General features: G+C 65.5%; 26 protein-coding genes and 1 tRNA gene. 16 read left to right on the forward strand and 11 right to left on the reverse strand.

Annotated elements, in window-relative coordinates:
• Window positions 1–122: 122 nt before the first annotated feature.
• Entirely contained in the window at window positions 123–821 is a 699-nt protein-coding gene (locus MUN23_RS15230; protein ID WP_056344481.1) for a response regulator transcription factor, read from the reverse strand.
• Between the two features lie 347 nt (window positions 822–1,168).
• Between MUN23_RS15230 and MUN23_RS15235 the strand changes: the two genes are divergently transcribed.
• From MUN23_RS15235 to MUN23_RS15260, 6 genes are all read left to right on the forward strand, one after another.
• Complete coding sequence (locus tag MUN23_RS15235; protein WP_248759531.1) at window positions 1,169–1,936, forward strand: permease; 768 nt, start codon at window positions 1,169–1,171, stop codon at window positions 1,934–1,936.
• A 170-nt stretch (window positions 1,937–2,106) separates the two neighbouring features.
• Window positions 2,107–2,721 carry an FABP family protein gene (locus tag MUN23_RS15240; RefSeq protein WP_248759532.1) on the forward strand — a complete coding sequence of 205 codons (615 nt, stop codon included), beginning with the start codon at window positions 2,107–2,109 and terminating at the stop codon, window positions 2,719–2,721.
• A 74-nt stretch (window positions 2,722–2,795) separates the two neighbouring features.
• Window positions 2,796–3,518, forward strand: a complete 723-nt coding sequence (locus MUN23_RS15245; RefSeq protein WP_248759534.1) for a flavodoxin family protein — start codon at window positions 2,796–2,798, stop codon at window positions 3,516–3,518.
• Between the two features lie 36 nt (window positions 3,519–3,554).
• Window positions 3,555–4,637, forward strand: a complete 1,083-nt coding sequence (locus MUN23_RS15250; protein WP_248759537.1) for a folate-binding protein YgfZ — start codon at window positions 3,555–3,557, stop codon at window positions 4,635–4,637.
• Window positions 4,637–5,074: an ankyrin repeat domain-containing protein gene (locus MUN23_RS15255; RefSeq protein WP_248759539.1), complete on the forward strand. Its 438-nt coding sequence runs from the start codon at window positions 4,637–4,639 to the stop codon at window positions 5,072–5,074. The genes MUN23_RS15250 and MUN23_RS15255 overlap by 1 nt, the downstream gene beginning before the upstream one ends.
• 3 nt (window positions 5,075–5,077) lie before the next feature.
• Window positions 5,078–6,586 (forward strand): DHA2 family efflux MFS transporter permease subunit, encoded by a 1,509-nt coding sequence (locus MUN23_RS15260; RefSeq protein WP_248759541.1) that lies wholly within the window; start codon window positions 5,078–5,080, stop codon window positions 6,584–6,586.
• Window positions 6,587–6,626: 40 nt separating this feature from the next.
• Here MUN23_RS15260 and MUN23_RS15265 read toward each other — a convergent pair whose 3' ends face one another.
• The 9 genes from MUN23_RS15265 to MUN23_RS15305 form a co-directional block, all read right to left on the reverse strand.
• Entirely contained in the window at window positions 6,627–7,343 is a 717-nt protein-coding gene (locus tag MUN23_RS15265; RefSeq protein WP_248759543.1) for a GNAT family N-acetyltransferase, read from the reverse strand.
• An 87-nt stretch (window positions 7,344–7,430) separates the two neighbouring features.
• Window positions 7,431–8,456, reverse strand: coding sequence for an ATP-dependent 6-phosphofructokinase (locus MUN23_RS15270; protein ID WP_248759545.1), 1,026 nt, complete (start codon window positions 8,454–8,456; stop codon window positions 7,431–7,433).
• Between the two features lie 97 nt (window positions 8,457–8,553).
• Window positions 8,554–9,186, reverse strand: coding sequence for a response regulator transcription factor (locus MUN23_RS15275; RefSeq protein WP_248759547.1), 633 nt, complete (start codon window positions 9,184–9,186; stop codon window positions 8,554–8,556).
• A complete protein-coding gene (locus MUN23_RS15280) occupies window positions 9,183–10,469 on the reverse strand; it encodes a sensor histidine kinase (protein ID WP_248759549.1) in 1,287 nt (428 codons plus the stop codon). The genes MUN23_RS15275 and MUN23_RS15280 overlap by 4 nt, the downstream gene beginning before the upstream one ends.
• A 64-nt stretch (window positions 10,470–10,533) precedes the next feature.
• Window positions 10,534–11,400: an ABC transporter permease gene (locus tag MUN23_RS15285; protein WP_248759550.1), complete on the reverse strand. Its 867-nt coding sequence runs from the start codon at window positions 11,398–11,400 to the stop codon at window positions 10,534–10,536.
• Window positions 11,397–12,359 carry an ABC transporter ATP-binding protein gene (locus MUN23_RS15290; RefSeq protein WP_248759552.1) on the reverse strand — a complete coding sequence of 321 codons (963 nt, stop codon included), beginning with the start codon at window positions 12,357–12,359 and terminating at the stop codon, window positions 11,397–11,399. Before MUN23_RS15290 ends, MUN23_RS15285 begins: the two co-directional genes overlap by 4 nt.
• 150 nt (window positions 12,360–12,509) lie before the next feature.
• Window positions 12,510–12,761: a PspC domain-containing protein gene (locus tag MUN23_RS15295; protein ID WP_248759554.1), complete on the reverse strand. Its 252-nt coding sequence runs from the start codon at window positions 12,759–12,761 to the stop codon at window positions 12,510–12,512.
• A 3-nt stretch (window positions 12,762–12,764) separates the two neighbouring features.
• Window positions 12,765–13,049, reverse strand: coding sequence for a hypothetical protein (locus MUN23_RS15300; protein ID WP_248759556.1), 285 nt, complete (start codon window positions 13,047–13,049; stop codon window positions 12,765–12,767).
• 1 nt (window position 13,050) lies between these two features.
• The gene (locus tag MUN23_RS15305; protein ID WP_248759558.1) at window positions 13,051–14,592 is read right to left on the reverse strand and encodes a PspC domain-containing protein; all 1,542 of its coding nucleotides are present in this window, start codon (window positions 14,590–14,592) and stop codon (window positions 13,051–13,053) included.
• 124 nt (window positions 14,593–14,716) lie between these two features.
• On the opposite strand from MUN23_RS15305, the gene MUN23_RS15310 reads away from it, so the two are divergent.
• The 3 genes from MUN23_RS15310 to MUN23_RS15320 all read left to right on the forward strand — a co-directional run bounded on the left by MUN23_RS15310 (window position 14,717) and on the right by MUN23_RS15320 (window position 18,104).
• The gene (locus tag MUN23_RS15310) at window positions 14,717–16,135 is read left to right on the forward strand and encodes an ATP-binding protein (protein ID WP_248759561.1); all 1,419 of its coding nucleotides are present in this window, start codon (window positions 14,717–14,719) and stop codon (window positions 16,133–16,135) included.
• Window positions 16,132–16,830 (forward strand): response regulator transcription factor, encoded by a 699-nt coding sequence (locus MUN23_RS15315; protein ID WP_305886566.1) that lies wholly within the window; start codon window positions 16,132–16,134, stop codon window positions 16,828–16,830. Before MUN23_RS15310 ends, MUN23_RS15315 begins: the two co-directional genes overlap by 4 nt.
• A gap of 86 nt (window positions 16,831–16,916) precedes the next feature.
• Window positions 16,917–18,104, forward strand: coding sequence for an IS30 family transposase (locus MUN23_RS15320; protein WP_371875902.1), 1,188 nt, complete (start codon window positions 16,917–16,919; stop codon window positions 18,102–18,104).
• Window positions 18,105–18,187: 83 nt separating this feature from the next.
• Here MUN23_RS15320 and MUN23_RS15325 read toward each other — a convergent pair whose 3' ends face one another.
• Window positions 18,188–19,405: a pyridoxal phosphate-dependent aminotransferase gene (locus tag MUN23_RS15325; RefSeq protein WP_248759563.1), complete on the reverse strand. Its 1,218-nt coding sequence runs from the start codon at window positions 19,403–19,405 to the stop codon at window positions 18,188–18,190.
• Window positions 19,406–19,679: 274 nt separating this feature from the next.
• Between MUN23_RS15325 and MUN23_RS15330 the strand changes: the two genes are divergently transcribed.
• The 7 genes from MUN23_RS15330 (at window position 19,680) to MUN23_RS15360 (ending at window position 24,859) form a co-directional block, all read left to right on the forward strand.
• Window positions 19,680–19,752: transfer RNA gene (locus tag MUN23_RS15330), tRNA-Trp, on the forward strand.
• Window positions 19,753–19,833: 81 nt separating this feature from the next.
• Complete coding sequence (gene secE / locus MUN23_RS15335; protein ID WP_056344431.1) at window positions 19,834–20,118, forward strand: preprotein translocase subunit SecE; 285 nt, start codon at window positions 19,834–19,836, stop codon at window positions 20,116–20,118.
• Window positions 20,119–20,234: 116 nt separating this feature from the next.
• Window positions 20,235–21,086 (forward strand): transcription termination/antitermination protein NusG, encoded by an 852-nt coding sequence (gene nusG, locus MUN23_RS15340; RefSeq protein ID WP_248759565.1) that lies wholly within the window; start codon window positions 20,235–20,237, stop codon window positions 21,084–21,086.
• 130 nt (window positions 21,087–21,216) lie between these two features.
• Entirely contained in the window at window positions 21,217–21,648 is a 432-nt protein-coding gene (gene rplK, locus MUN23_RS15345) for a 50S ribosomal protein L11 (protein WP_248759567.1), read from the forward strand.
• Window positions 21,649–21,791: 143 nt separating this feature from the next.
• Entirely contained in the window at window positions 21,792–22,499 is a 708-nt protein-coding gene (rplA, locus tag MUN23_RS15350) for a 50S ribosomal protein L1 (protein WP_058931708.1), read from the forward strand.
• 114 nt (window positions 22,500–22,613) lie between these two features.
• The gene (locus MUN23_RS15355) at window positions 22,614–23,732 is read left to right on the forward strand and encodes a GNAT family N-acetyltransferase (protein ID WP_248759568.1); all 1,119 of its coding nucleotides are present in this window, start codon (window positions 22,614–22,616) and stop codon (window positions 23,730–23,732) included.
• Window positions 23,733–23,740: 8 nt separating this feature from the next.
• Entirely contained in the window at window positions 23,741–24,859 is a 1,119-nt protein-coding gene (locus tag MUN23_RS15360) for a GNAT family N-acetyltransferase (protein WP_248759569.1), read from the forward strand.
• Window positions 24,860–24,873 lie beyond the last annotated feature (14 nt).

Consider the following 24,873-nt stretch of genomic DNA (forward strand, 5'->3'; position numbering starts at 1 on the left):
AGGGGGATCCACCAGTGGGGTGGCCTCGATACGTTCGACCCGTATGTCCTCCACAAATACAGCACCCTAATACAGGAACAGCCCCGGACCACTGGTCCGGCGCTGTTGCTGTCTGAACGGTGTCAGGCTTCCGTCAGTTCGTCTTCCTGCTGCCGCACCAGGGTCAGGCGGTAGCCGACGTTCCGGACCGTGCTGATCAGGTTTTCGTGGTCCGCACCGAGTTTGGCCCGCAGCCGCCGGACGTGGACATCCACGGTGCGCGTGCCGCCGTAGTAGTCATAGCCCCACACCTCGGTGAGCAGTTGCTGGCGGGTGAAGACCCGGCCGGGGTGCTGGGCCAGGTATTTGAGGAGTTCGAATTCCTTGAACGTCAGGTTCAGCGGGGCGCCGTTGACGCGGGCAGTGTAGCTCGCTTCATCGATGACCACGCCTGCCGCCCGGATCTCCGTGGGGGCGTCATCCTTGTCCGGCACTGCACGCGCCACGGAGAGCCTGATGCGGGCCTCCACTTCGGCGGGACCGGCTGAATCGAGCACGATGTCATCCACGGCCCAGGCTGAAGAAACTGCGGCCATGCCGCCCTCGGTCAGGATCAGGACCAGGGGTGCGCTCAGACCTGTGGCCTTGAGCAGCTGGGTGAGGGAGCGGGCGCCTACCAGGTCCTTGCGGGCGTCGAGAAGCACAATATCGCAGGGATCGGTCTCCAGCAGGGCTGTGGGTTCCGCGGCGAGAATGTGCACGCGGTGGTTCAGCAATTCCAGGGCAGGCAGAATGTCTACCGAAGAACCGGTGCTGTTCGTCAATAGCAGGATGTGCGACATTGTTCCTCCAAGGGGCGTCCGCGCATCTTCGGGCGACTGAACCGGGTTTTCACCGGCCGGTACTATCTCACTGCAGCGGACTTGGCCGGCTAAGAATCTATCCGGCCGGCATCCGTAGCAGGAAGCGTAGCTGAACTCTGAGTATACCCACCGGCCTGCGCGACAGCACGGATTCCACCCCGTCAAACCTTCGTTTTGCGACATATCCGGGTCACATAAGGCAGGATTGAACCGTCGGGCAGAACGCCCTGACACCGAAGGCCGAGCCGCCGGGTCCACAGCCAGAATGGGATGCCAAGATTGAGTGCAGAGTCGAAGCCGAAGCGAACCGGCCGGCCGGGTTCCCGATGACCGCCGAGGTGCAGGCCCCGGCAAAGTCACTGGGCTCGTGGGTCATCGGTGTTGTCGGGGTGGCGGGACTCGTAGCGATCATCGCCGGCGTCTACATCTCACGAGAGGCACTCATCGGCGTCGCCGCGGTGATTGCTGTGGCGGTAGGCATCGGCTGGCCCCACTTTCTCCGCATCCCCGCGAAAAAGACCCTTGCAGCCGTCATCGCGCTGCCCGGCGTCGGATCCGCGCTCGCGGCCGGCTTTGTCCCCGCTCCGGGTTTCCTGGACTGGACGCCTGCATTTATGGCGCTGGGAATGATGGCCGTGTTTGTGGTGCAGCTCATCCGAGGCACCGGCCAGGCCCAGCGGCTTGAATCCACCCTGGGCTGCTGCGCCGGTGTGCTCCTCTCCTGCCTGGGAGCAGGCTGGGTCGCCGGCGTGCGCTTCAACGGCGTCCGCGAGATGCTCCTGGTGGCAGCCATCAGCGCTGCCGTGGCGCTGCTGGCCGGCCTGATCCGCTGGCCGGACAGCATCGTGGCCCCCCTCGGCATCGTGATGGCAGGCCTTGCCGGGCCGCTCGCCGGACTGGTCTTCTCCGACATTGCCGTTCTGCCGGCGGCGATCTTCGGTGTTGTGGTGGGCGCCGTGCTGGTCAGCTTCCGCCGACTCGTAACACTCCGCGGCGGTCCGCTGAATCTTTTGGCTGCGGTTAGCATGGGCCTTGCGCCGGTTTCGGCCGTGGGCTCCCTGGCTTACTTCATAGACAAACTACTCATCTACTAACCGGTTAGGATGGCATCATGTCCGTACTTGCATTTGAAATCTTCTTCCTCGTCCTGCTCGGCATCGCCAGCCTGTCCATGGCCTGGTTCGCCGGCTTTGTGGTTTACCGCCTCTTCAAAGGCCAGAAGTAAACCCGTTCAACGAGCTAGCATTTTCCTGAGGTTATTGCCGTGCCGATAGAAATTCCTACAGACCTGACACCCGAACTTGTTCCGCTTTCCTGGCTCATTGGTGAGTGGGAAGGCAGCGGCCGGCTCGGCAGCGGGGACGAGGACTCGGAACACTTCCTCCAGCATGTCAACTTCACGCACAACGGCCTGCCGTACCTTCAGTACCGCGCGGAGAGCTGGTTAACGGACGACGACGGCACGCGCCTGCGGCCGCTGACAGTTGAGACCGGTTTCTGGGCGCTGGAGCGCAAACAGCTTGATGCCGACGGCGGACCGGGCCTGATTCCGGCCGATATTGTTCCCGCCCTCAAGAGCGCCGATGAAGTCGAAGCGCTCCGCAATAAAGACGGCGGGTTCGATATCTCGGTGTCCATCTCACATCCCGGCGGGATCTCTGAGCTGTACTACGGCCAGATCAAGGGCCCGCAGATCCAGCTGACCACCGACATGGTGATGCGCGGCAGCCATTCCAAGGACTACAGCGCGGCCACCCGGATCTTCGGACTGGTGGACGGCAACCTGCTCTGGCGCTGGGACGTGGCCACCGGCGGAACATCGCAGCCCGGCAAGGGCCTCGAAGCGCACGCCTCGGCCTTCCTGAAAAAGGTTTCCTGACGCCCTGCCGTGTCACCGGTCATCAGTAGACTGGGCATCCTGGGCAACACCGGCGAGTGAATCAAGGGAGCATCATGGCTGCACCGAAGGACTCCATGGATTACAGCGACCTGAAGGCTGTGTTCTTCAACGGCACTCTGAAACGGTCGCCGGAGACCAGCAACACCGAGGGCCTGATCAATGTCAGCCGCCTCATCATGGAGAAGCAGGGCGTCAGCACCCGCGTGATCAGGACTGTCGATCACGACATCGCCAGCGGTGTTTACCCGGACATGACCGAGCACGGCTGGCCGTCCGATGAGTGGCCGGAACTGTACCCGGCTGTTGAAGAGGCCGACATTGTGGTGGTGGCCGGTCCCATCTGGCTGGGCGACAACTCCTCCCAGACCAAGAAGGTGATCGAACGGCTTTACGCGCATTCCGGGGAACTCAACCACAAGGGCCAATGGGTGTTTTACCCCAAAGTTGGCGGCTGCCTGATCACCGGCAACGAGGACGGCATCAAGCACTGTTCCATGAACGTGCTGTACAGCCTGCAGCACGTCGGCTTCACCATCCCTCCCCAGGCCGACGCCGGCTGGATCGGCCCGGTTGGCCCCGGCCCGAGCTATCTTGACGAAGGCTCCGGCGGCCCCGAATCCGACTTCACCAACCGCAACACCACGTTTATGACATGGAACCTGCTGCATTTCGCCCGGATGCTTAAGGACGCCGGCGGAATTCCTGCCTACGGCAACCTTCCTGAAGAATGGAAAGCCGGAACACGCTTCGACTTCGAGAACCCGGAATACCGCTGACCGGAATACCCACCGACCTAAGGACGTTCCCCCAGTATGACTACTCCCAGCCCCCTACTGTCGCGCCCGGGCGCCGTCGAGGCCACCGGCGCGGACGCCGGCGTCGCATCCCACTACGGTGAGCCGCTGCGTGAGCAGCGCGCCCTCGCAGCCGGTACCGCCGTCGTCGACCTCTCCCACCGCGGCGTGGTGACGGTCAGCGGTCCGGACCGGCTGACCTGGCTGAACACCCTGTCTTCCCAGCAGGTCACCGGCCTGCAGCCTGGGGAGTCCAGCGAGTTGCTGCTGTTGAGTGTCCAGGGCCGCATCGAGTTTGACGCCCGTGTAGTGGACGACGGCGGGACCACCTGGCTGATTGTTGAGGCCGCCGAGGCTGCACGGCTGGCTGAGTGGCTGAACAAAATGAAGTTCATGCTGCGCGTCGAGGTCACCGACGTCTCCGCCGACTGGGCAGTTCTCGGGTCCACCAAGACTGTGGAGGAATGGTCCGCACTGCTGGCCTGGCGGGATCCTTGGCCGCACGTGGGCGCCGGCGGCTACTCCTATGCTGTGGTTCCGGAAGAAGGACACCCGGGGTTGGAGCGGCCCTGGATCGAGTATCTGGTGCCGGCCGCTGAACTTGAGGAAACTCTGGCAGACCGCCCGCTCGCCGGCGTAATGGCGGCTGAAGCCCTCCGCATTGCCGCGTGGCGCCCCAGGCTGGGCGCCGAAACCGACGACAAAACCATTCCGCACGAACTGGACCTCCTGCGCACCGCCGTGCACCTGTCCAAGGGCTGCTACAAAGGCCAGGAGACCATCGCCCGCGTCCACAACCTGGGCCATCCGCCGCGGCGCCTGGTGTTCCTGCAGCTGGACGGTTCGCAGCACACCATGCCGGCGCCCGGCAGCCAGGTCATGCTGGGCGAGCGGAGGGTCGGGACAGTGACCTCCGTTGCCCAGCACTACGAAATGGGCCCGGTGGCGCTGGCCGTCATCAAACGGTCCGTCGCACCGGATGAAATGCTGACCGTGCTGGACGGCGAGGAGCCTTACATCGCTGCCCAGGAAGTAATTGTTGCTCCCGACGCCGGCCAGGTGGTGGGGCGCCAGACTGGATTCCTGAGGGGGACCCGCTAATGACCGAGAACACCGCACCCGACGCCGCTACGCCCGGCGCCGCCAAACCCGAGGCCACGACCAACGACGAAGCCGTGGCACTGGCCCACCGGCTCTTCCAAGCCGCCCGGGAGGGGGACACCGGTCTGCTGCGCACCTATCTTGAGGCCGGGGCGCCCGCCACCATGACCAACACCGCGGGCGATTCCCTGCTGATGCTGGCCGCCTACCACGGCCACGCTGAGACGGTACAGCTGATCCTTGAGCACGGCGGAGAGGCCAACACGGCCAACGACCGCGGCCAGACCCCCTTGGCCGGTGCAGCATTCAAGGGGTATACGGACGTGTCCCGCGTGTTGCTCGACGCCGGTGCAGATCCCGACGCCGGCAGCCCCTCCGCCCGTGCTGCCGCGCAGATGTTCGCCCGCACGGACATCCTCGATCTGCTGGGCAACTGAGGCTTGGAAAATGTAGCGCGGCCTTGGCCAGCCCTCTGGTCCCTGGTCATCGGGTTCTTTATGATCCTGATCGACACCACCATCGTGTCGGTGGCCAACCCCAGCATCATGGAGGGACTGGGAACGGACATCAACGCCGTGATCTGGGTGACCAGCGCCTACCTGCTGGCCTACGCCGTGCCGCTGCTGATCACTGGCCGGCTCGGCGACCGCTTCGGACCCAAGAAGCTCTACCTCTCCGGCCTCGTGGTCTTCACGCTCGCCTCCCTCTGGTGCGGGCTGGCCGGTGACGTCCAGACGCTGATCATGGCGCGGATCTTCCAGGGCCTGGGCGCCGCCATCATGACGCCGCAGACCATGGCGGTGATCACCAGGATCTTCCCGCCGGACCGCAGGGGCGCCGCCATGGGCCTGTGGGGCGCCACCGCGGGCCTGGCAACGCTGGTGGGACCAATCCTGGGCGGCCTGCTCGTGGACAGCCTCGGCTGGGAGTGGATCTTCTTCATCAACGTGCCGGTCGGCATCGTTGGATTTATCCTCGCCTGGCGGTTCGTCCCCACCCTCAGCACGCACCCCCATAAGTTCGACATCCCGGGCGTGCTGCTCAGCGCCGTCGGGCTGTTCCTCCTGGTGTTCGGCATCCAGGAAGGCGAGACGTACAACTGGGGGACCATCGTGGGCCTCGTCAGCGTCTGGGGTCTCATCATCACGGGCGTGGTGGTGCTGGGGGCGTTCATTCTCTGGCAGCGCTTCAACAAGGGCGAGCCGCTCCTGCCGCTGGGCCTGTTCCGGGACCGGAATTTCTCCTTGGCCAACATCGGCATCACCACCGTTGGCTTCACCGTGACCGCCTTCGCGCTGCCGCTAATTTTCTACTACCAGCTGGTGCGGGGCATGACGCCCACCGAATCGGCGCTCATGATGGTTCCCATGGCCCTCATCTCCGGTGGCCTGGCTCCCGTGGTGGGCAAGATCATCGACCGGATCGATCCGAAGTTCATCACTGCCGGCGGGCTGGTCCTGATGGCCGTGGCGCTGTTCTGGAACTCTGCCCTGATGCACCCGGATACCCCCATCCTGCTCTTCCTCCTGCCCAGTGCTGTCCTGGGGTTCGCGAATGCCGGCATCTGGGCGCCCCTGAGCTCCACGGCCACGCGCAATCTGCCCCCGCGCCAGGCCGGGGCAGGTTCCGGGGTCTACAACACCACCCGCCAGATCGGCGCGGTACTGGGCAGCGCGGCCATCGCCGTGCTCATCCAGGCGCGCCTGGCCGCGGAGCTTCCCGCGCAAGGTCCCGGGGCGGGCGGAATGGAATTCTCCGGCCAGTTGCCTGAGTCGCTCCATGAGGGATTCTCGACGGCGATGGGACAGTCCATCCTGCTTCCTGCCGGTGTGATCCTGGTTGGCGCTGCCGTGGCACTGTTCTTCGCCAAGCCCAAGGCGGTGGCGGGCTGGAGCGGTCAGCCGGCGGCGCCGGCCGTAGAGGGCGCCAAAGCCAACAGGGCGTCCTAGGGCCAGGTGTCCTACGTCCTAGGCGGCGTCGGAGGCGGCGTCAGCCCAGGAGCACGCTGGTCTGGATGCCGCCGGCGGACAGGCCCAGCTGCCGCGCCAGGGCCACGGCGCCGGTGTTGCTGACTTCGGCGCGCCACTGGACGGTGAGGCCTGCCGCGAGGGCTTCGTGGGCGGCGATGGATGCCGCCACAGATCCCAGCCCGCGGCGCCGCCACCCGGGGTCCACCAGGACGCCCATCTGCGCGAGAAGCCCTTCCCATTCCCCGTAGGCACCGCAGGCCACGGGAATGCGGCGCCCGTCGACCTCGTGGAGGATCGTGTAGCGGTTCTCGAGTTCTGACAGGTGCACTTCGTTGACGTCGTCCGGCGGGCACAGGCCTTCCAGCTCGATCGCCTCCGGGTTTCCGTGGGACACGGTGAGCTCTTCGGAGGGCTGTCGCAGGGGCAGGTCGTCGGCGAAGAACAGGGCCGCCGCACCCAGGCCGTGGCCTCCGTGGGCCCTGGTCAGGGTCAGCAGGGTCACATGCTGGGCCATCTCCTCGTCCGGAATTCCCGCGGCGGCGTCAATCACCCATTGGGGCCCCACCAGCGCCGAGCTGCCGAACAGCCTGACGAACTCCACAATCTCTGCAGCGGCGTCGGCCCGGACCATCCGCTCACCGGAACTCAGCGACGCAGCGAAAGCGCCGTCGTCGAGCCCCAAATGCCGGGCCCAAGCGAGCTGGATGATGGCGGCGGAACCGGGGTCAAGAGTCATATCCCCAGCCTACCCAGCACCGGGAAGCGCGAACGGACACTTGAGGAACCCAAGGGGGCCTCAAGTGTCCGTTCGCGCTGATCAGGCTTAGCCGAACAGGACCGCAGCCTCGTCGTAGCGGTTCTGCGGTACGGTCTTCAGCTGGCCCAGGGCTTTGTCGAAGCTCACGTGCTCAATGTCGGTGCCCTTGAGGGCCACCATGGTGCCCCAGTAGCCCTCCACCACAGAGTCGATTGCGGCCATGCCCAGGCGGGTGGCGAGCACACGGTCGAACGCGGACGGGACGCCGCCGCGCTGGATGTGCCCCAGGATCGTGGCACGGGTCTCGATGCCGGTGCGGGCTTCGATCTCGGGGGCGAGCTGGTCCGCGATGCCGCCCAGCCGGGGCCGGCCGAACGTGTCCAGGCCGCGCTCGGAGTGCGGGGATTCCATGTGGTCCGGAACAAAGCCCTCGGCAACAACAATCAACGGGGCGCGGCCACGGTCATGGGCTTCCTGGACCCATTCGGTGATCTGCTCGATGCTGACCTTCTGCTCGGGGATCAGGATGGCGTGGGCGCCGGCGGCCATGCCGGCGTGCAGGGCAATCCAGCCAACGTGGCGGCCCATGACCTCGGCGATCATGCAGCGGTGGTGGGACTCGCCCGTGGTCCGGAGCCGGTCGATGGCCTCGGTGGCGATCTGGACGGCCGTATCAAAACCGAAGGTGTAGTCGGTGGCGTCAAGATCGTTGTCCACGGTCTTGGGGACACCCACGATCTTGAGACCGACGTCGGTAAGGCGTTTCGCGGCCGCGAGGGTCCCTTCGCCGCCTATAGCGATGATGGCGTCGATGCCGAGGCGGTCCATGTGGGCCTTGATGACTTCCGGCCCGCCGCCGTTTTCAAAGGGGTTGGTGCGGGAGGTGCCCAGGATGGTGCCACCCTGCTTGGCGATGCCGCGGACCATGCTGCGGGGGATGTCGATGATGTCGCCTTCGACGACACCCCGCCAGCCGTCCAGGAACCCCACGAATTCGTGGCCGTGGATGGCGATGCCCTTGAGGACGGCTCCGCGGATGACAGCGTTCAGTCCGGGGCAGTCGCCGCCGCTGGTAAGAATTCCAATTTTCATGTCTCGGCTCAAATCCTGGTGTGAAGGTTTACAGGCAGAGCGCCACGCTGAGCTCACCTAGATTGTAGTCGGCGGTGTGCGTTACGACACAAACCGGTTACAAAAGGCCCCGTTCCATGGCCAGGACCACGGCACGGGTCCTGTCGTCCACGTCCAGCTTGTTGAAGATCCGCAGCAGGTGCGTCTTGACCGTCGCCTCGGCGATATGGAGCGCGGTGGCCACCTCGGGATTGCTCAGTCCCTGCGCCACGCAGCGGAGAACCTCCACCTCCCGGGCTGTCAGCCGCGGCAGTTCAGGCGCGCGCATCCGCGAGACCAGGCGTGCCGCCACCGGCGGAGCGAGAACCGTCTCACCACGCGCTGCAGCGCGCACGGCCTCAATGATGCGGTCCCCGGCCGTGTCCTTCAGGAGATAGCCCACCGCCCCTGACTCCACGGCGCGCATGATGTCGGAGTCGTCGTCGTAGGTGGTCAGCACCAGCACCTTGGTGTCGGGAAACCGGTCCCGGATCTGCGCCGTGGCGCCGGCGCCGTCAAGGACGGGCATCCGCAGGTCCATCAGGACGACGGCGGGGCGCAGCCGGCTGACAGCGTCCACCGCCTCCTGGCCGTTGGCCGCGGCGGCCACCACGTCGATGCCGTCCGCGGTGTCCAGCAGCGCGGCCAGGCCGCTCCGGACCACGGGGTGGTCATCGGCGAGGACAACAGTCACAGTTTCCGGGAGGCTCATGTCACGGCTCCGGGCAGGGGTGCGTCCGCACCGCGGGTCCCTGGCCCGGTGTCCGTGCCGCCGGGCCCGAGGGCCCCGGTGGGGACCACCGCCAGCAGCCGGGTGGCGCCCGGCGCGGAAGTGACCTGGAGCCGGCCACCGATTTCGTCCAGCCGGGCAGCCATCGACTTCAGGCCGAACCCCTGGTGATCCGCCGAGACGTCAAAGCCCTGCCCGTTGTCCGTGACGGTCAGCCGGAGCAGCGGCGGGCCGCCGGCAGGGATATCCATCAGGACCTCCGCGGCCGTGGCTCCGGAATGCCTGCGGACGTTGTTGAGTGCCTCCTGGGCCGTCCGGAGCAGTGCCACCTGCTGCGTGGACGGCAGCGGGGGCAGGCTGTCGGGCAGCTCCACGGTCAGCCGGACGCTGTCCAGGTGAAGCGTGTCCGGCAGCCGCTTCAGTGCCGCCAGGAGGTCTCCGCCCTGGACATCCGACGGGACGCCTGAGGCCACCAGGGCACGGGCTTCGGCCAGATTCTCTCGGGCCGTCCGCGAAATAGCGGTGAGGCTGCGCACCAGTCCGGAGGGGGCCTCGGGTTGCGCCCTGAGCTGGGCCTGTGCCGCTTCGGAGAGCATGGCGATGGACGTGAACCCCTGGGCCAGGGTGTCGTGGATTTCCCGTGCCATCCGCTCACGCTCAGCCAATGCACCGCGTGCCTGTTCCGCGTTGTTCAGTTCGTGGCGGGTGGCCTCAAGCTCAGCCAGCAGTTCGGCGCGCTGTTCGCTTTGCTCAATGACTTTCGAGATCCAGAGTCCGATCATGCAGCTGGCCACAAACGAGGTCACCAGCTGGGCCGTGATGCCGTACACCTCCGTGCCGGCAAGTCCCCAGCGGCTGATCTGGCCAACGGCCACGCCGACGCAGAGTACGGCGGTGGCTGCTACGCCCTGGCGCTGGGAGGACGTGAACATCCAGACCTGGGGGAAGGCCACAAACAGCAGGACCCCGGCGCCGTCGTACACAAAGGACAGGAACACCACCACAGCCACCAGCAGTGCCACGTAGATGGTGGGCCGCAGTGTCCGGAGATCCTTGGTCCGGGTCAGGAAAGGGTACGCGGCCCCGAGGAGCACCAGCGCACCAATGACCAGGGGCGTCCCGGACTCTCGCTCGTTGCCGAACATGGCGAAATACGACACGCTGGCCAGTGCGGCGTAGAACCCGGCGTGCCACCAGACCATGGAGGTTGTCCATACGGACCGTGCCGGCAGCAGCCGCTCGGTCCGTCCGCTCATATAGCTCATGGCTGCACCCTATCCGCGTGCCGCCGGGCCACCAAGGTCAACGATTGGTGAGGCACGGAGCCGGCTACTTCTGCGGCGGCCACTTGAATGCCAACCGGGCAAGCACGGCACCCGCGGCCACCCAGATGCCCAGGACCAGGAACGTCAGCGGCAGGTTGTAGGTGCCGCCGGGCTCAACGGCTTCAAAGCCGGCAGGCAGGAAAACAGACCTGAAGGCGCTCGCCGTCCAGCGGAGGGGGAAGAAATTGGTCACGGACTGCAGCCAGTCCGGAAGCTGCGAGAACGGGAAGTACACACCCGAGGTGAAGGACAGGAGCAGTACCGGCAGGACGGCCAGGGTGGACGCGCTTTGTGCCGACTTGGGCAAGGCGGTGAACGCGATGGCCACGGTGGCCCAGGCAGCCGTGGCCAGGATCATCAGCAGCGCCACCGTGCCCCACTGCCCGGCGTCCCGGGGCAGCGGGACGTCGAACAGGACGGCTGCCGCGAGCAGCAGGAGAACAGTCTGGGCCACGATCAGGTAGAGGGTCTGGCCTGTTTTTCCGATGAAGTACGAGGCTGCGGGCAATGGCGTACCGGCCAGCCGCTTCGCCGTGCCGTTGAAACGCTCGGTGGCCACGTAGCTGCTGAGGTTCTGGAACCCGCTCAGGATGGTGCTCAGCGCAAGCATGCCGGGCAGGTAGTAGTGCGCCGGGGTGATGCCGCCCTGGCCGTCCGGGCCGGCGCCGAAGACCGGCTCGTCACCGAAAACAGTCCCGAACAGGGACATCATCAGGATCGGGAAGAAGAGAACCAGGACCAGAGATAGCACGTCACGGTTAAATAGTTTGATCTCCAGCAGGACCCGGCCAAGTCCCAAGCGCAGGACTGACGGGCGCCAGGCCGGGCGGCCGGTGGCGGGGGAGACGGATGCGGGGACTGCTGTGCTCATCGGAGGGCTCCTGAAACGGACGATGCTTCCGTAGATCGTGCGGCGGATGGTTCGGCAGAGGGTTCGGCGCCGTCCGCGGCGCCGATGAGCTGGAGGTAAATGTCCTCAAGGCTGGGACGGACGACGGCGAGCTCCGCCGGCTCTATCGCGCCGCCGTCGGACAGCGACGCGACCAGGGAAGCCGGCTGCTCGGTCACCACTTCGCGAAGGCCGGAAGCATCCTGCCACCGGACGCGGGGAACCCGGAGGCCCGGGCCGCCGATCTCCTGCGGGCTGCCTTCGGCGATAAGACGCCCGTGGTTGATGACGCCGATCCGGTCCGCCAGCTGCTCGGCCTCGTCCAGGTAGTGCGTGGTGAGGACAATGGTGGTGCCGCCGCTGCTCAGCCGGCGGATGAGGTCCCAGAATTGCCGGCGGGCTTCCGGATCGAAGCCTGTGGTGGGTTCGTCCAGGAACAGGACCTCCGGGTTGCCGATGATCCCCAGTGCCACGTCCAGCCGGCGCCGCTGGCCGCCCGAAAGGGTTGAGATCCGGACGCCGCCCTTGCCCCCGAGCCCCACGGCCTCAATGACCTCGTCCACCGGCCGGGGCGCCGGGAAACAGGCAGCCAGTGACCGCAGGGCCTCTGAAACCCTGAGTTCACCGGAGTCGGTGGCCTCCTGGAGGACGATGCCGATCCGGGCGCGGAAGGACGGTGCCGCCTTCCAGGGGCGCGTTCCCAAAACCATGACATCGCCGCTGTCCGGTTTCCGGTGGCCTTCCAGGATCTCGATGGTGGTGGACTTGCCAGCGCCGTTGGGACCCAGGAGGGCGTAGGTTTCGCCTGTGCGGATGGTGAGGTCCAGCTGGTCCACGGCCGTGAGGGTCCCGCCTTTGGGCAGGCGGTACGTTTTGTTGAGGCCGCGCACGGTGATGGCATCAGGGGACTGCCGCTGCCCGGGGATGAGGGACGTGTTCATGCTTCCAGCGTTGCAGTCCCGGGGCGCTGGTCAACAGGCCCGGCCGGTTGAATCTGTTGTCCACCGGCCGGTGGACAAGGACAGCAGAAAGGCCCCCGCTCCGGGGAAGGGTTCTCCGGGGAGCGAGGGCCTTGCGGTTCCTGACTGAGGTCAGCTGATGGAGCGGCGGTCCAGGAAGTTCTGCAGCGGGATGGAGTTCTGCTGGTCAGGAAGGACCAGCCACGCTGCGATGTAGAGGACGACGGCGGGGCCGGGGAGGAGGCAGAAGACCAGGAAAGCGATCCGGACGAACGCCACATCCACGTTGAGCTTTGCTGCAATGCCGCCGCACACACCTCCCAGCCAGCGTTGGGGTCCACGTTTCAGGCCGAAGCCCCTGACGATGCTGAAGAACTTGTCCATGGTTCAAGACTTCCCTGTTGTGGGTTCGTTGTCACGCTTTCGGGCCGAAAGCAGCCCGCCGATCACCAGCGCGGCGCCGGCGCCGATCATAAGGCCGATCAGTACGTAGGTGCCGTTCAGGGTTACCACGCCCAACTGGGCGATGATGATCAGGGCGGCCAGCGCCATCACGATGAGGCCCCAGACTACCGTTCCCACCCGGGTGGGTGTGGGTCCGGCCGCGTCGGTGTGCACCGTCGTCGGGGTTTGAGGGGTAGACGAATCCGGTGCCGGATCGAAGCTGCTCATGTCAGTTTCCTTCCTGGATGGTGACGTTGCTGAGGGTGCCGTCGATCCGGATGATCAGGTGGCCGCCTGGCTTGTCGGTGTTGTAGCTGGTTTCCTGGGAGGTAATGCCGCCCCGGTGGTTGGTGCCTTCGTTGAGATTCCCCAGCGTCATGTCTGCCCTCACGTCCACGGGAATGTTGCTGGGGAGGATCACGGTGACGTTGCTTGCCGTGATGTCCAGGGGAACTACGACTTCTGAGTCCAGCGGGGCTTGCGCGGCCAATTGGGTGAGGTCAACGGTTCCCCGGCCGCCGGTGACGCTGAAGCCATCGGCCGCCTGCTGCTGGCTCGCCGGTGCCCAGTCGACTTGGGTGAAGCGGACCCTGTCGCCGTTGCCCACAACGTTGAAGATGCCGCCGATCACCAGGGCAACAACGGCGAAGAAACCGAGGATTCCGGACGTCCTGCCGCGCAGGCCCGCGATCAGGATGCCCAGGCCCAGGACGGCTGCACCGCTGGCCCAGACGATCGCGTTGGCGGCGTCGCCGAGGTTGATCACGTTGCCGGCGTCCAGGGCCTTGAGCCCGCCACCCACCAGGAGCGCCGTTCCGGCTGTAATGGCTACTGCCGGGGCACCGGGGCCGGAGGGGCGGACCTTGGGTGCCCGGGCCGGGCCCTGCGGTGGCTGGTAGCCGCCGTAGGCACCGCCGTCGCTGCCGCCCCCACCGTAGCTGCCGCCGCCGTAAGGCGGGTTGACGCTCGACGGCGGGACCGGAAGGTAGGGTGCGCTGCCGGACGTGCCGGACGTGCGGGTCGAAGCAGAGTCCGTGGCCGCAAACGGCGCGGCATAGGGGGTTGTGGGATAGGAGGCCGAGTAACCGGAGTCTCCGCCGGCCGGCTGCGGTGTCGCGTTCATGGGAGCTCCATTCCGGGCCTTGTTGCGTTGGGTCAGGTAGTAGATGAAGTAGATGGCGCCGCCCACCCAGAAGACGGTCCAGAGGAATCCGCCGAAGCCGTTGCGGCTCCAGCCCCAGAATCCGCCGCCCAGCCCGGTGAGTCCCACCACGGTGGTGATCAGCGCGCCTGTCATGCCGCTGGACCAGCGGCCGGCGCCGGCTTCCTGGACGTGGATGCGCCCGTCGGGTTCGGGAAGGAATGCCCACGCCAGGCCGTAGAGCAGGACGCCGATTCCGGCGAAGAGGGTGAGGACAATGAAGATGCCGCGGACAATCAGCGGATCGATGCCCATCCTGTGCGCGATGCCGCTGGAGACACCGCCGATCCACCGGTCGCGTCCGCGCTGGATACCGTGGCTCCGGACCCAGGTAAAGAAGTCACCGGACTGGCCCGGCGCTTTGGCGCTGGAGTACGGGCCTGCGGACGGGCCGGAATACTGGCTTGCATAGGGACCGGCATACGGGCCGTCATAGGGGCCGGCGGCCGGGGGCGTGTCCTGCGAAGCAGCCGGGGGTGGCAGCAGGGGTTCGGTTGGCTGGTCCGGGTCGCGAGGGGGGAGCGGTTCCGTGGGCTGGCCGTCATCTGGGGTGGGGGTCTGGGAGTTCATACTTCGATCCTGCCGTCCGGGGCGGCGCAGCTCTACTGGGGAACACCCTGACTCGCCCCTGAGTTACCCCCGGTTCAGGCCGGAATCGGGTCCGGGGAACCCTGATCCGTGCTTGGATTGACACATGACCACCGCCCTCACCCGCCCACCGCTTGTCCGCAGCAGCGACCGCGTCATCGCGGGCGTATGTGCCGGCCTCGCGGCGCATCTGGGCTGGCCGGTGAAAAGCGTGCGGATCGGCATGGCGCTCGCGACCCTCGCCGGTGGCGCCGGGTTGGCCTTCTATGCGTGGCTGTGGATCATGGTCCCCACCGCCGACGAAAGTGCCCGGCGCAATGCCAGGCGTCCGGCGTCGCCCATTGCCCCGGCCGTCAGCCTTGACCCGGCATTCAGCGCCGGGCCGCCCTCAGCGGCGCCGTCGCAGGGCTCGCCCGCAGCCGCTCCCTGGTGGGGAAATCCCGACGCCGGTGCTGGCGCCCCGGGGGTTTCCCCCGGCCCGCCCGCTGCCGGCTACGGGTCGGGCTACGGGGCCGCTGTGCGGCCTCCGTGGTTCCGGGTCCGCAGCATGCGGTACGGCAAGGAAATACTGTTGGGCGCCGGCCTCCTCCTGGTGGCGGGCATCATGATTGCCCGGCTTCTGGGCGTGGACGTGCCCCTGGAGACCCTTATCCCCGCGGCTGCCGTGCTGGGCGGTGCAGCCATCGCCTGGATGCAGCTCGACGAAACCCGCCGCGCGGGGCTCGTGGACAAAACCAAGGCCGATCAGGCAGGCGGCTGGGCGCGCCTGGCCGCCGGATTGGCGCTGGTGGTTGCCGGCGTGCTGGTGATGGTGTCCGGCTCCGGATCCTGGGAACAGACCTGGCTGGCGCTGCTGGCATCGGTGGCGGTGCTGGGCGGCGTGGTGCTGGTACTTCTTCCGTGGGCCCTCAAATTCTGGCGGGACCTGGAAACTGAGCGGGCGGGCCGTATCCGTGAAACGGAGCGGGCCGAGATCGCCGCCCACCTGCACGATTCCGTCCTCCAGACCCTCGCCCTGATCCAGCGGCGGGCGGGAAACGAGCACGACGTTGTCCGGCTCGCCCGGGCGCAGGAACGTGAGCTCAGGAGCTGGCTGTTCCAGGACCCGGGTAAGGAGGCGGGCCAGCTTTCGGACCGCATCAAGGCAGTGGGTGCCGAGGTGGAAGACTCGCTCGGCAACGCCGTGGAGGTGGTGAGCGTCGGGGACACAGCCATGACCGAATCCCATGAAGCCCTGGTCCAGGCCAGCCGTGAGGCGATGCTCAATGCGTCCCGGCACGGCGGCGGGACCGTCTCTGTCTACCTCGAAGTTTCCGATGGTCGGACGGAAATCTTCATCAAGGACAGGGGGCCGGGCTTCGACCTGCAGGAGGTGCCCGAAGACCGTCTTGGTGTCCGCGAATCGATCATCGGACGCATGAAACGCCACGGCGGGTCGGCCTCCATCACCAGCACGCCCAACGGCACTGAGGTGCGGCTGGGAATGCCGGCGCTCCAAACGGAAAACGCGGAAGGGAAATCATGAACAACGCACAGGGGACCGGCATGCAGGGGACCGGGCCCATCCGCCCCGCAACGCCGGTCAGGGTGGTCATCGTGGACGACCACGCCATCTTCCGCTCGGGACTCAAAGCCGACCTCTCGGAGAGCATCCAGGTAGTGGGGGAAGCGGCAACGGTTGAGCAGGCCATCGCCGTGATCGCGCAGGAGCGTCCGGAAGTGGTGCTCCTGGACGTACACCTGCCGGGTGGCCTGGGCGGCGGCGGCCGGGAAGTCATCGCGGGTTCCGCGGCACTGCTGGCCACCACCAAGTTCCTGGCCCTGAGCGTCTCCGACGCCGCCGAGGACGTGGTGTCAGTCATCCGCGCCGGTGCCCGGGGGTATGTCACCAAAACGATTTCCGGGGCCGAGATCACCGACGCCGTGTTCCGAGTCGCCGGCGGCGACGCTGTGTTCTCGCCCCGGCTCGCGGGCTTCGTGCTGGACGCCTTCGGCACCGCTCCGGCCGATATTGCCGACGACGAGCTGGACAGGCTGTCTGCCCGCGAACTCGAAGTGATGCGGCTGATCGCGCGCGGCTACAGCTACAAGGAGGTGGCCAAGGAGCTGTTCATCAGCATCAAAACCGTGGAAACCCACGTGTCGGCGGTGCTGCGCAAGCTCCAGCTCTCCAGCCGGCACGAGCTGACCAAGTGGGCCGCCGAACGCCGCCTCCTCTAACCCAAAGATGCTCTATCACTTTTGGTCCCCATAAGGCTGGCAAAGTCAAGTAGTCGGAGCAACGCTCTGATTGATGGAGCGTTTTCATGGCCAGATCATTTCCTCCGAATACCCGCACCGAGTTCGTTGACATGGTGTGTGGCGGGATGTCGATTGTCGCTGCCGCGCGGCGTGTCGGAGTCACGCATGGGGCTGGGAGGAACTGGTGGGCCCAGTCTGGCCACATGATGACTGTGAACATGGGCGCTGTTGGGGGTCTTTCGGATCCGGCACCGACGGCGGACGGTCCGGGTGGCCGGGCGTTGAACTTGGCTGATCGGGGGATGATCCAGATGGGTCGGCGGAAGGGACTCAGCTATGCCGACATTGGTGAGGCGATTGGTCGGGACAAGTCGGTGGTCTGGCGGGAGGTGAACCGGAACGCCAGCGCGGACGGGGTGTATTACGCCTCGGTCGCCCATACGAGGGCGCATCAGGCCAGGCGCCGGCCCAAGGCGTTGAAGCTGGTCGAGGACGAGGATCTGTGCCGGCTGATCGGCGTGTGGATGGATGACGGGTGGAGTCCGAAACTGATCTCGGCGATGTTGGCGTTTTACTTCGCCGGTGATCACACTATGCAGGTGAGCCACGAGACGATCTACCAGGCGCTGTATGTTCAATCCCGCGGAAGTCTGCGGGCAGATCTGGCCGAGAAGCTCAGCCTGAAGCGGAAGCAGCGCGTTCCCCACGCCGCGGACCGGCACAAGAACAGCCCTTACAAGGAGGCGTTCAAGATCAGTGCGCGCCCGGCCGAGGTCCAGGACCGGGCAGTGCCGGGGCATTGGGAAGGTGACCTCATCATCGGCTGCGACGGGACCGCGATCGGAACACTCGTGGAACGCTCGACCAGGTTCACGATCCTCCTCCACCTCGCCGGGGACCACACCGCTGAGACTGTCGCCGCCGCGATGATCCGGGAGATGGGCCAGCTCCCGGATCACCTGCGACGGTCGATCACCTGGGACCGCGGCACGGAACTGGCCGAATACGCCCAAATCCAGACCGCACTCGAGACCACGCTCTACTTCTGCGACCCGCACTCACCCTGGCAGCGCGGGACCAACGAGAACACCAACCGGCTCCTGCGGTTCTGGTTCGAGAAAGGCTCTGACCTCTCCGTTCACACCCCGGAGGACCTCCGCCGGGTCGCCGCGAAACTCAACCGCCGGCCCCGGCCCACCCTTAACCTCGAGACCCCAGCCAACCGGCTGAACCAGCTGCTACACGCGGCATAAACCCCCGCGTTGCTCCGACTACTTGACTTTGCCGCTCGAATGGGGACCAAAAGTGATAGAGCATCGGGTGTGAGAGGGCGTGCCTACTTGGCCTTGCCCAGGAAGTCCTGGAGCCGGGCGACGCCGGTGGCCAGGTCCTCGTCGCCCAGGGCGTACGAGAGCCGCAGGTAGCCGGAGGGTCCGAACGCCTCGCCCGGCACCACGGCTACTTCAACCTCATCCAGGATCAAAGCAGCCAGTTCGGCGGAGGTCGACGGCGTTGCGGTGCCTGCCGCCGTCGGGAATTCCTTCCCCAGCAGCGCACGGACGTCCGCGTAGACGTAGAACGCACCCTTCGGCGTCGGGCATTCAACACCGTCGATCGCGTTCAGGCCGGCAACGATCGCCTTGCGGCGGCGGTCAAAGGCCACCTTCATTTCGTCGACGGCGGTCAGCGGTCCGGAGACGGCGGCGAGGGCCGCAATCTGCATGATGTTCGAAACGTTGGAGGTGGCGTGTGACTGCAGGTTGGTGGCAGCCTTAATGACGTCGGCCGGGCCGATCATCCAGCCGACCCGCCAGCCGGTCATCGCATAGGTCTTGGCGACGCCGTTGAGGATGACCACTTTGTCGCCGAGTTCCGGGGCTGCCGTGGCGATGGAGGTGAACGGGACGCCGTCGTACGTCAGGTGCTCGTAGATCTCGTCGGTGACCACCCAGAGCCCCTTGGCGGCGGCCCACCTGCCGATCTCGGCCACCTGCTCCGGGCTGTACACGGAGCCTGTGGGGTTGGACGGCGAGACAAACAGCAGGATCTTGCTCTTGTCCGTCACAGCGGCCTCAAGCTGCTCAACGGTGACCAGGTAGTCCTGCTCAGGTCCGGCGAACACCTCAACAGGGACACCGCCGGCGAGCCTGATGGCCTCCGGGTAGGTGGTCCAGAACGGCGTGGGAACAATCACTTCGTCGCCCGGATCCACCAGCGTGGCGAAGGTGTTGTACACGGCTTGCTTGCCGCCGTTCGTCACCAGGACCTGGGACGGATCCACGGCGTAGCCGGAGTCGCGCAGGGTCTTCTCGGCGATGGCCTTCTTGAGCTCCGGCAGGCCGGCGGCGGGGGAGTAGCGGTGGTACTTGGGCTGGCCGGCGGCCTCAATGGATGCCTTGACAATGTAGTCCGGAGTGGGGAAATCCGGTTCCCCTGCCCCGAAGCCAATAACCGGCCGGCCAGCTGCCTTCAGCGCCTTGGCCTTGGCATCAACAGCCAGGGTTGCGGATTCGGCAATTGCGGAAATGCGCTTGGAAACGCGGGCGGCAGACATGGCAGGGTCCGTTCTTCGCTTGTAGCCAGGAGGCTGAATGGTGGAATTCGACGTGATCTACTCTATGCTGTTCAGCGGATCGTTCGGGCTGCCGGCGTGGATGTGACTGCAGGTCAACTCACCCACGAGGGCGGATTGGACGGTCCGGAATGGGGCTGGTTCGACGTAGACGAAGTTGTTGCGTAGACTGGTTCTCCGGTGTTGAAAACACGGATGATGACGTGCGCCCCAGTGCAAACTGCGGAAGTTTGTCAGGATGCTGTTTTCGATCCATAGGGTAGTGGCGCAATTGGTAGCGCAGCGGTCTCCAAAACCGCAGGTTGCAGGTTCGAGTCCTGTCTGCCCTGCGCAAGCTGTTCCGGCGGAATGCCGGAGCAAGCGCAGCAACCATGGTTCTGATCAGAACCGGGTAATCCAACATTGCAAAGATGAGCGAGGACCAGGTGACCGAAACAGCTGCCAGCAGCTCCAAGGGCCGCCCAGCTAAGAAGGACGCCAAGGCTAACTTCTTCGCTCGTATTGCACTCTTCATTCGCCAGGTCATCGGCGAACTGAAGAAGGTTGTTGCACCAACCCGCAAGGAACTGATCAATTACACGCTCGTGGTGCTGGTGTTCGTGGCCATCATGATGGTGATCGTCAGCCTGCTGGACATCGGTTTTGGAACCGCTGTCAGCTGGGTCTTCGGCGGGATCGCTCCCGGGGACCGCTAGGGCGAATCGTCCGCAGGCCGCGTGGCCTTGTCCGGGTAAACCGGAAGAATCCACGCGGTGTGCGGAATTGAGCCATTTAAATAGGCATGTTAGGCAATGAGGAAGCAGGAGACCAAGTGTCTGAGCAGGAGCTCGAGGTAACCGAGACTGAGCTGGAAGAGTCCACGGACAACACGGCGGCCCCCACGGCTGAAGCCGGTGAAGAGTCCGAGGTTGAGTCCGCTGCGCCCGAATCCGCCGACGCCGATTCCGCCGACGATTCCGACGATTCAGAGGATGACGCCGTAGAAGGCGAACCTGCTGAAGGCGACGCGGAGGGCGACGACGCTGATGCAGACGCCCTGGCAGCCGCGGCCGCCAAGGCCGAGGTTGACCCCGCCGACGAATTCAAAGCCAAGCTGCGCCGCCAGGAGGGTGACTGGTACGTCATCCACTCCTACGCCGGCTACGAAAACCGCGTCAAGGCCAACCTTGAGACCCGCATCCAGACCCTGGACATGGAAGATTACATCTTCGAAATCCAGGTGCCCATGGAAGAGGTCGTTGAGATCAAGAACGCTCAGCGCAAGGTCATCAACCGCGTCCGGATCCCCGGCTACGTCCTGGTCCGCATGGACCTGACGGATGCCTCCTGGGGCGCCGTCCGCCACACTCCCGGTGTTACCGGCTTCGTGGGCAACGCCCACAACCCGGTGCCGCTGCGCCTCGACGAAGTCTTCTCCATGCTCGCGCCGGTCTTCGAAGAAGAGCAGGCCGAAAAGGGCAAGCCCGTCAAGCATGCTGCCGCCCAGATTGACGTCGACTTCGAGGTCGGCGAATCGGTCATCGTCAAGGAAGGTCCGTTTGAGACCCTCCCCGCCACGATCTCCGAGATCAAGGTTGAATCCCAGACCCTCGTGGTGCTGGTATCGATCTTCGAACGCGAAACCCCGGTCACGCTGGCATTCAACCAGGTCAGCAAGATCTAGTTACCCGCACAGAATTCGTTCCGGACTGCCCGCTTAGCAGCCCCGGAACGGCCGGTCGCCTCGCCATGGCGGCCAAAAACCTGAGGCACGCTCCTGTGTCCCAGGAAGATATTGAGAGAAGGACCTTACATTGGCTCCCAAGAAGAAGGTCACCGGCCTCATCAAGCTGCAGATCCAGGCAGGCGCCGCTAACCCGGCCCCGCCGATCGGTCCTGCGCTTGGCCAGCACGGTGTCAACATCATGGAATTCTGCAAGGCGTACAACGCTGCCACAGAATCCCAGCGCGGAAACGTTATCCCCGTGGAAATCACGGTCTACGAAGACCGTTCCTTCACGTTCATCACCAAGACCCCGCCGGCTGCAGAGCTCATCAAGAAGGCTGCAGGCGTTGCCAAGGGTTCACCCACCCCGCACACCGTCAAGGTTGCCAAGCTGACTCAGGCCCAGGTCAACGAGATCGCCACCACCAAGATGGAAGATCTCAACGCCACCAGCCTCGAAGGCGCAGCGAAGATCATCGCCGGTACCGCCCGCTCCATGGGTATCACCGTAGAAGGCTAATAGCCTTCACCGTCGGGAAACCGGCACCACTGCCGGACGACCGGCACAAAACCGTAATGCCGCAGGGTCCTTCCTGGATCCTCGGCTGTGGCAGGGCCCAGCGCGGTCCGCAGACCACAACTGCACAAGGAGAAATAAGCAGCATGGCAAAGCGCAGCAAAGCATATGAGGCAGCAGCCGCCAAGATCGACGCGGAGAACTTCTACGCGCCGTTCGAGGCAGTAACGCTCGCCAAGGACACCAACCCGTCCAAGTTCGACGCCACCGTTGAGGTTGCCTTCCGCCTGGGCGTTGACCCTCGCAAGGCTGACCAGATGGTCCGCGGCACCGTTATCCTGCCCCACGGCACCGGTAAGGTCTCCCGCGTCCTGGTCTTCGCAACGGGCGACAAGGCTGAGGCAGCAATCGCTGCCGGGGCCGACTTCGTTGGTTCCGATGACCTGATCGAAAAGATCGCAGCCGGCTGGACCGACTTCGATGCAGCCGTCGCCACCCCTGACCTCATGGGCAAGGTTGGCCGTCTTGGTAAGGTCCTGGGTCCCCGTAACCTGATGCCGAACCCGAAGACGGGCACCGTGACCGCAGACGTGGCCAAGGCTGTCAACGACATCAAGGGCGGCAAGATCGACTTCCGCGTCGACAAGCACTCGAACCTGCACTTCATCATCGGCAAGGTTTCCTTCGACGCCATCAAGCTGGCCGAGAACTACGCAGCAGCACTGGAAGAGGTGCTTCGTTTGAAGCCGTCCGCTTCCAAGGGCCGCTACATCCAGAAGGCCACCGTGGCCACCACGTTCGGTCCCGGCATCTCCGTCGACCCCAACGTCACGAAGGTCCTGACCGAGGTCTAGTCCTCAACAGCACTTCGGCCGGGTTATTCCGGCACACCTAAGGACCGTCCGGCACTGCGCCGGACGGTCCTTTGGTTTAACCCCACTAAACCGTGCGGATGGTTAGGATGGGGCATGACCGGCCAGCAGCTGAAGATCACCGCAGTCGCTATTCCTGCAACGCTCGACGCCGGGACGGACCAAAGTGCCGCCGGCACCGGCGGCGTGATGGACTTCCACGTGTGCCACGCCCTGCGCGAAAAGCATGAGCTGGAGAAATGGGGCGACCTGGACCGCTGCCCCACGGCCATGGAAAGCCTGGAATACTGGCGCGGCAATGAGTATGAGGAACGCCGGCTCTTCATAGCACGGCTGGGCCAGGAAACCGTGGGAACCTGCTCCGTCACCCTGCCCCTGCGTGAGAACACCTACACGGCAGGGATCATGGTGGACGTGGCGGCAGCCTTCCGGCGCCAGGGTTGGGGCCGCCGGCTGCTGGAGCACGCCGAGGCTGTGGCCGCGGAAAGCGGCCGCACTTCCTTGGATGCCTACTGTGAGCTGCCCGCCGGGCCGGTGGAGAACGCGGCCAGGCTGATCCCGGCCAAATCGGGGGCGGGCGGGCTCCCCGCCGATGATCCCGCCGTGGCCTTTGCGGCCGGTGCAGGCTACGAACTCGAGCAGGTGGAGAGGGCCAGCCGGCTCACGCTGCCGGTCCCGGCGAATCAACTCGACACACTGGAGATGGAGGCGTCCGTACGGGCAGCCGGCTACGTCCTGGTGGGCTGGTCTGATACCTGTCCTGACGAACTCGTGACTGAATATGCAGTCCTCAAGAACCGAATGAGCACGGATGTCCCCATTGCCGGGATGGACTGGGAAGCCGAGGACTGGGACCCTGCCAGGGTCCGGCAGGAGGAGCAGTCGAACAGCCGCAGCGGCCTGCAGAGCCAGGTCGCAGCGGCGCTGCACAGGCCTACCGGCAAGCTCGTGGCCTACACGGTCCTGAACTGGCGGCCGGGCATTCCTGCCAGCATTGCCCAGCAGGACACCCTGGTTTCTTCCGGGCACCGCGGGAAGAGGCTGGGATTGCTGATCAAGGCGGCGAACCTCCGAGCCGCCCAGCATCGGTGGCCCGCGGCGCGATCGGTGCTGACATGGAACGCCGCGGAAAACCGGCATATGCTGGCGATAAATAATTTGCTTGGATTCAAACCTGCTGGTTATGAGGGCGAATGGCAGAAACGGCTGGGATGACGCACCTTATGGCAGAAGACGTACGGATCGAGCAGTTGTGGATCCCGGACACCCTGGACGCACCTGACGCGGTGGATTTCCTGGCTGCCGTGGAGGTGGGCCGCAAGGTACGGATGCAGACCTGGGGCAGCGATGACCTCGCGTACACGCCGCTGGAGAAGCTGCTGGAGCTGGCGGATCCCTATGAGCGCCAAGTCATCCTGGTGGCCAAGGCCGGAGAACAGATCATCGGCACGGTGGATATTGCCCTGCCGCTGACCGACAACCTGGACATGGCGGAGTTCACCCTGGACATCCTGCCGGAATTCCAGCGCCAGGGGGTGGGCCGCAAGCTGCTCCTCGCGGCCGAACACCTGGCGCGCAGCGAGGGCCGCACTTTGATCCTCGTTGACACCAACCATCCCGGCGCGTCCCTGCACGAGTTCGAGACGGCCCAGCTGGTGCCGGGTTCAGGCCAGGGCTTTGTGCCGCTGGACAGCCGGGAAGTCGAATTCGCGCGCCGGACCGGCTACACACTTCAGCACATCGAACAGTTCAGCTCCTGTGCACTGCCGCTGGACAGCAAACTCGTGGCCGATCTCCAGGCCGAGGCGGATGAAGCCAACAACGGGCGGTACCGGCTCCATCACTGGACGGACCGTTGCCCGGATGAGTGGCTGGAAGCCGTGGCCGTGCTTGAGAACCAGGCGGGCGCCGACGTCGATCCTTCCCTTGAGACTCCCGTTGAGCAGGACATGGTGTTCGACGGCGGCATCCTCCGCGAGGCCGAAGAGGTCACCATCGCGCAGGGGCGGCGGACGGTGGTCACCGCCGTCGAGCATCTGGCCACCGGGGCCCTGGTGGGCCTGACCACCATCAGCGTCCTGGCCCACCGGCCCGATGTGGTGTTCCAGGACGACACCCTGGTCCTGCAGGAGCACCGGGGGAACAAGCTGGGGCTGCTCATCAAGGTGGCCAACATGGAGCGCCTCACCGAGCAGTTCCCCGATGCCCGTGTCATCTACACCTGGAACGCCCCCGAGAACAGGTACCTGCTGACTGTCAACCAGCAGCTCGGCTTCACCACGGCCGGCGTGACCGGCATCTGGCAGAAAGAGCTCCCATACCTGGGGACCAGCAAGAGCTGAGGCCGATTTGGTGG

The sequence above is a fragment of the Pseudarthrobacter sp. SSS035 genome (assembly GCF_023273875.1).
Lineage (GTDB): Bacteria > Actinomycetota > Actinomycetes > Actinomycetales > Micrococcaceae > Arthrobacter.

Excerpts from the sequence above, each read along its gene's own strand:
- MUN23_RS15230 (WP_056344481.1), bottom strand. The coding sequence starts at position 821 with ATGTCGCACATCCTGCTATTGACGAACAGCACCGGTTCTTCGGTAGAC.
- MUN23_RS15235 (WP_248759531.1), top strand. The coding sequence starts at position 1,169 with ATGACCGCCGAGGTGCAGGCCCCGGCAAAGTCACTGGGCTCGTGGGTC.
- MUN23_RS15245 (WP_248759534.1), top strand. The coding sequence starts at position 2,796 with ATGGCTGCACCGAAGGACTCCATGGATTACAGCGACCTGAAGGCTGTG.
- MUN23_RS15250 (WP_248759537.1), top strand. The coding sequence starts at position 3,555 with ATGACTACTCCCAGCCCCCTACTGTCGCGCCCGGGCGCCGTCGAGGCC.
- MUN23_RS15255 (WP_248759539.1), top strand. The coding sequence starts at position 4,637 with ATGACCGAGAACACCGCACCCGACGCCGCTACGCCCGGCGCCGCCAAA.
- MUN23_RS15265 (WP_248759543.1), bottom strand. The coding sequence starts at position 7,343 with ATGACTCTTGACCCCGGTTCCGCCGCCATCATCCAGCTCGCTTGGGCC.
- MUN23_RS15270 (WP_248759545.1), bottom strand. The coding sequence starts at position 8,456 with ATGAAAATTGGAATTCTTACCAGCGGCGGCGACTGCCCCGGACTGAAC.
- MUN23_RS15275 (WP_248759547.1), bottom strand. The coding sequence starts at position 9,186 with ATGAGCCTCCCGGAAACTGTGACTGTTGTCCTCGCCGATGACCACCCC.
- MUN23_RS15280 (WP_248759549.1), bottom strand. The coding sequence starts at position 10,469 with ATGAGCTATATGAGCGGACGGACCGAGCGGCTGCTGCCGGCACGGTCC.
- MUN23_RS15285 (WP_248759550.1), bottom strand. The coding sequence starts at position 11,400 with ATGAGCACAGCAGTCCCCGCATCCGTCTCCCCCGCCACCGGCCGCCCG.
- MUN23_RS15290 (WP_248759552.1), bottom strand. The coding sequence starts at position 12,359 with ATGAACACGTCCCTCATCCCCGGGCAGCGGCAGTCCCCTGATGCCATC.
- MUN23_RS15295 (WP_248759554.1), bottom strand. The coding sequence starts at position 12,761 with ATGGACAAGTTCTTCAGCATCGTCAGGGGCTTCGGCCTGAAACGTGGA.
- MUN23_RS15300 (WP_248759556.1), bottom strand. The coding sequence starts at position 13,049 with ATGAGCAGCTTCGATCCGGCACCGGATTCGTCTACCCCTCAAACCCCG.
- MUN23_RS15305 (WP_248759558.1), bottom strand. The coding sequence starts at position 14,592 with ATGAACTCCCAGACCCCCACCCCAGATGACGGCCAGCCCACGGAACCG.
- MUN23_RS15310 (WP_248759561.1), top strand. The coding sequence starts at position 14,717 with ATGACCACCGCCCTCACCCGCCCACCGCTTGTCCGCAGCAGCGACCGC.
- MUN23_RS15315 (WP_305886566.1), top strand. The coding sequence starts at position 16,132 with ATGAACAACGCACAGGGGACCGGCATGCAGGGGACCGGGCCCATCCGC.
- MUN23_RS15320 (WP_371875902.1), top strand. The coding sequence starts at position 16,917 with ATGGCCAGATCATTTCCTCCGAATACCCGCACCGAGTTCGTTGACATG.
- MUN23_RS15325 (WP_248759563.1), bottom strand. The coding sequence starts at position 19,405 with ATGTCTGCCGCCCGCGTTTCCAAGCGCATTTCCGCAATTGCCGAATCC.
- secE (WP_056344431.1), top strand. The coding sequence starts at position 19,834 with ATGAGCGAGGACCAGGTGACCGAAACAGCTGCCAGCAGCTCCAAGGGC.
- rplA (WP_058931708.1), top strand. The coding sequence starts at position 21,792 with ATGGCAAAGCGCAGCAAAGCATATGAGGCAGCAGCCGCCAAGATCGAC.
- MUN23_RS15355 (WP_248759568.1), top strand. The coding sequence starts at position 22,614 with ATGACCGGCCAGCAGCTGAAGATCACCGCAGTCGCTATTCCTGCAACG.
- MUN23_RS15360 (WP_248759569.1), top strand. The coding sequence starts at position 23,741 with ATGGCAGAAGACGTACGGATCGAGCAGTTGTGGATCCCGGACACCCTG.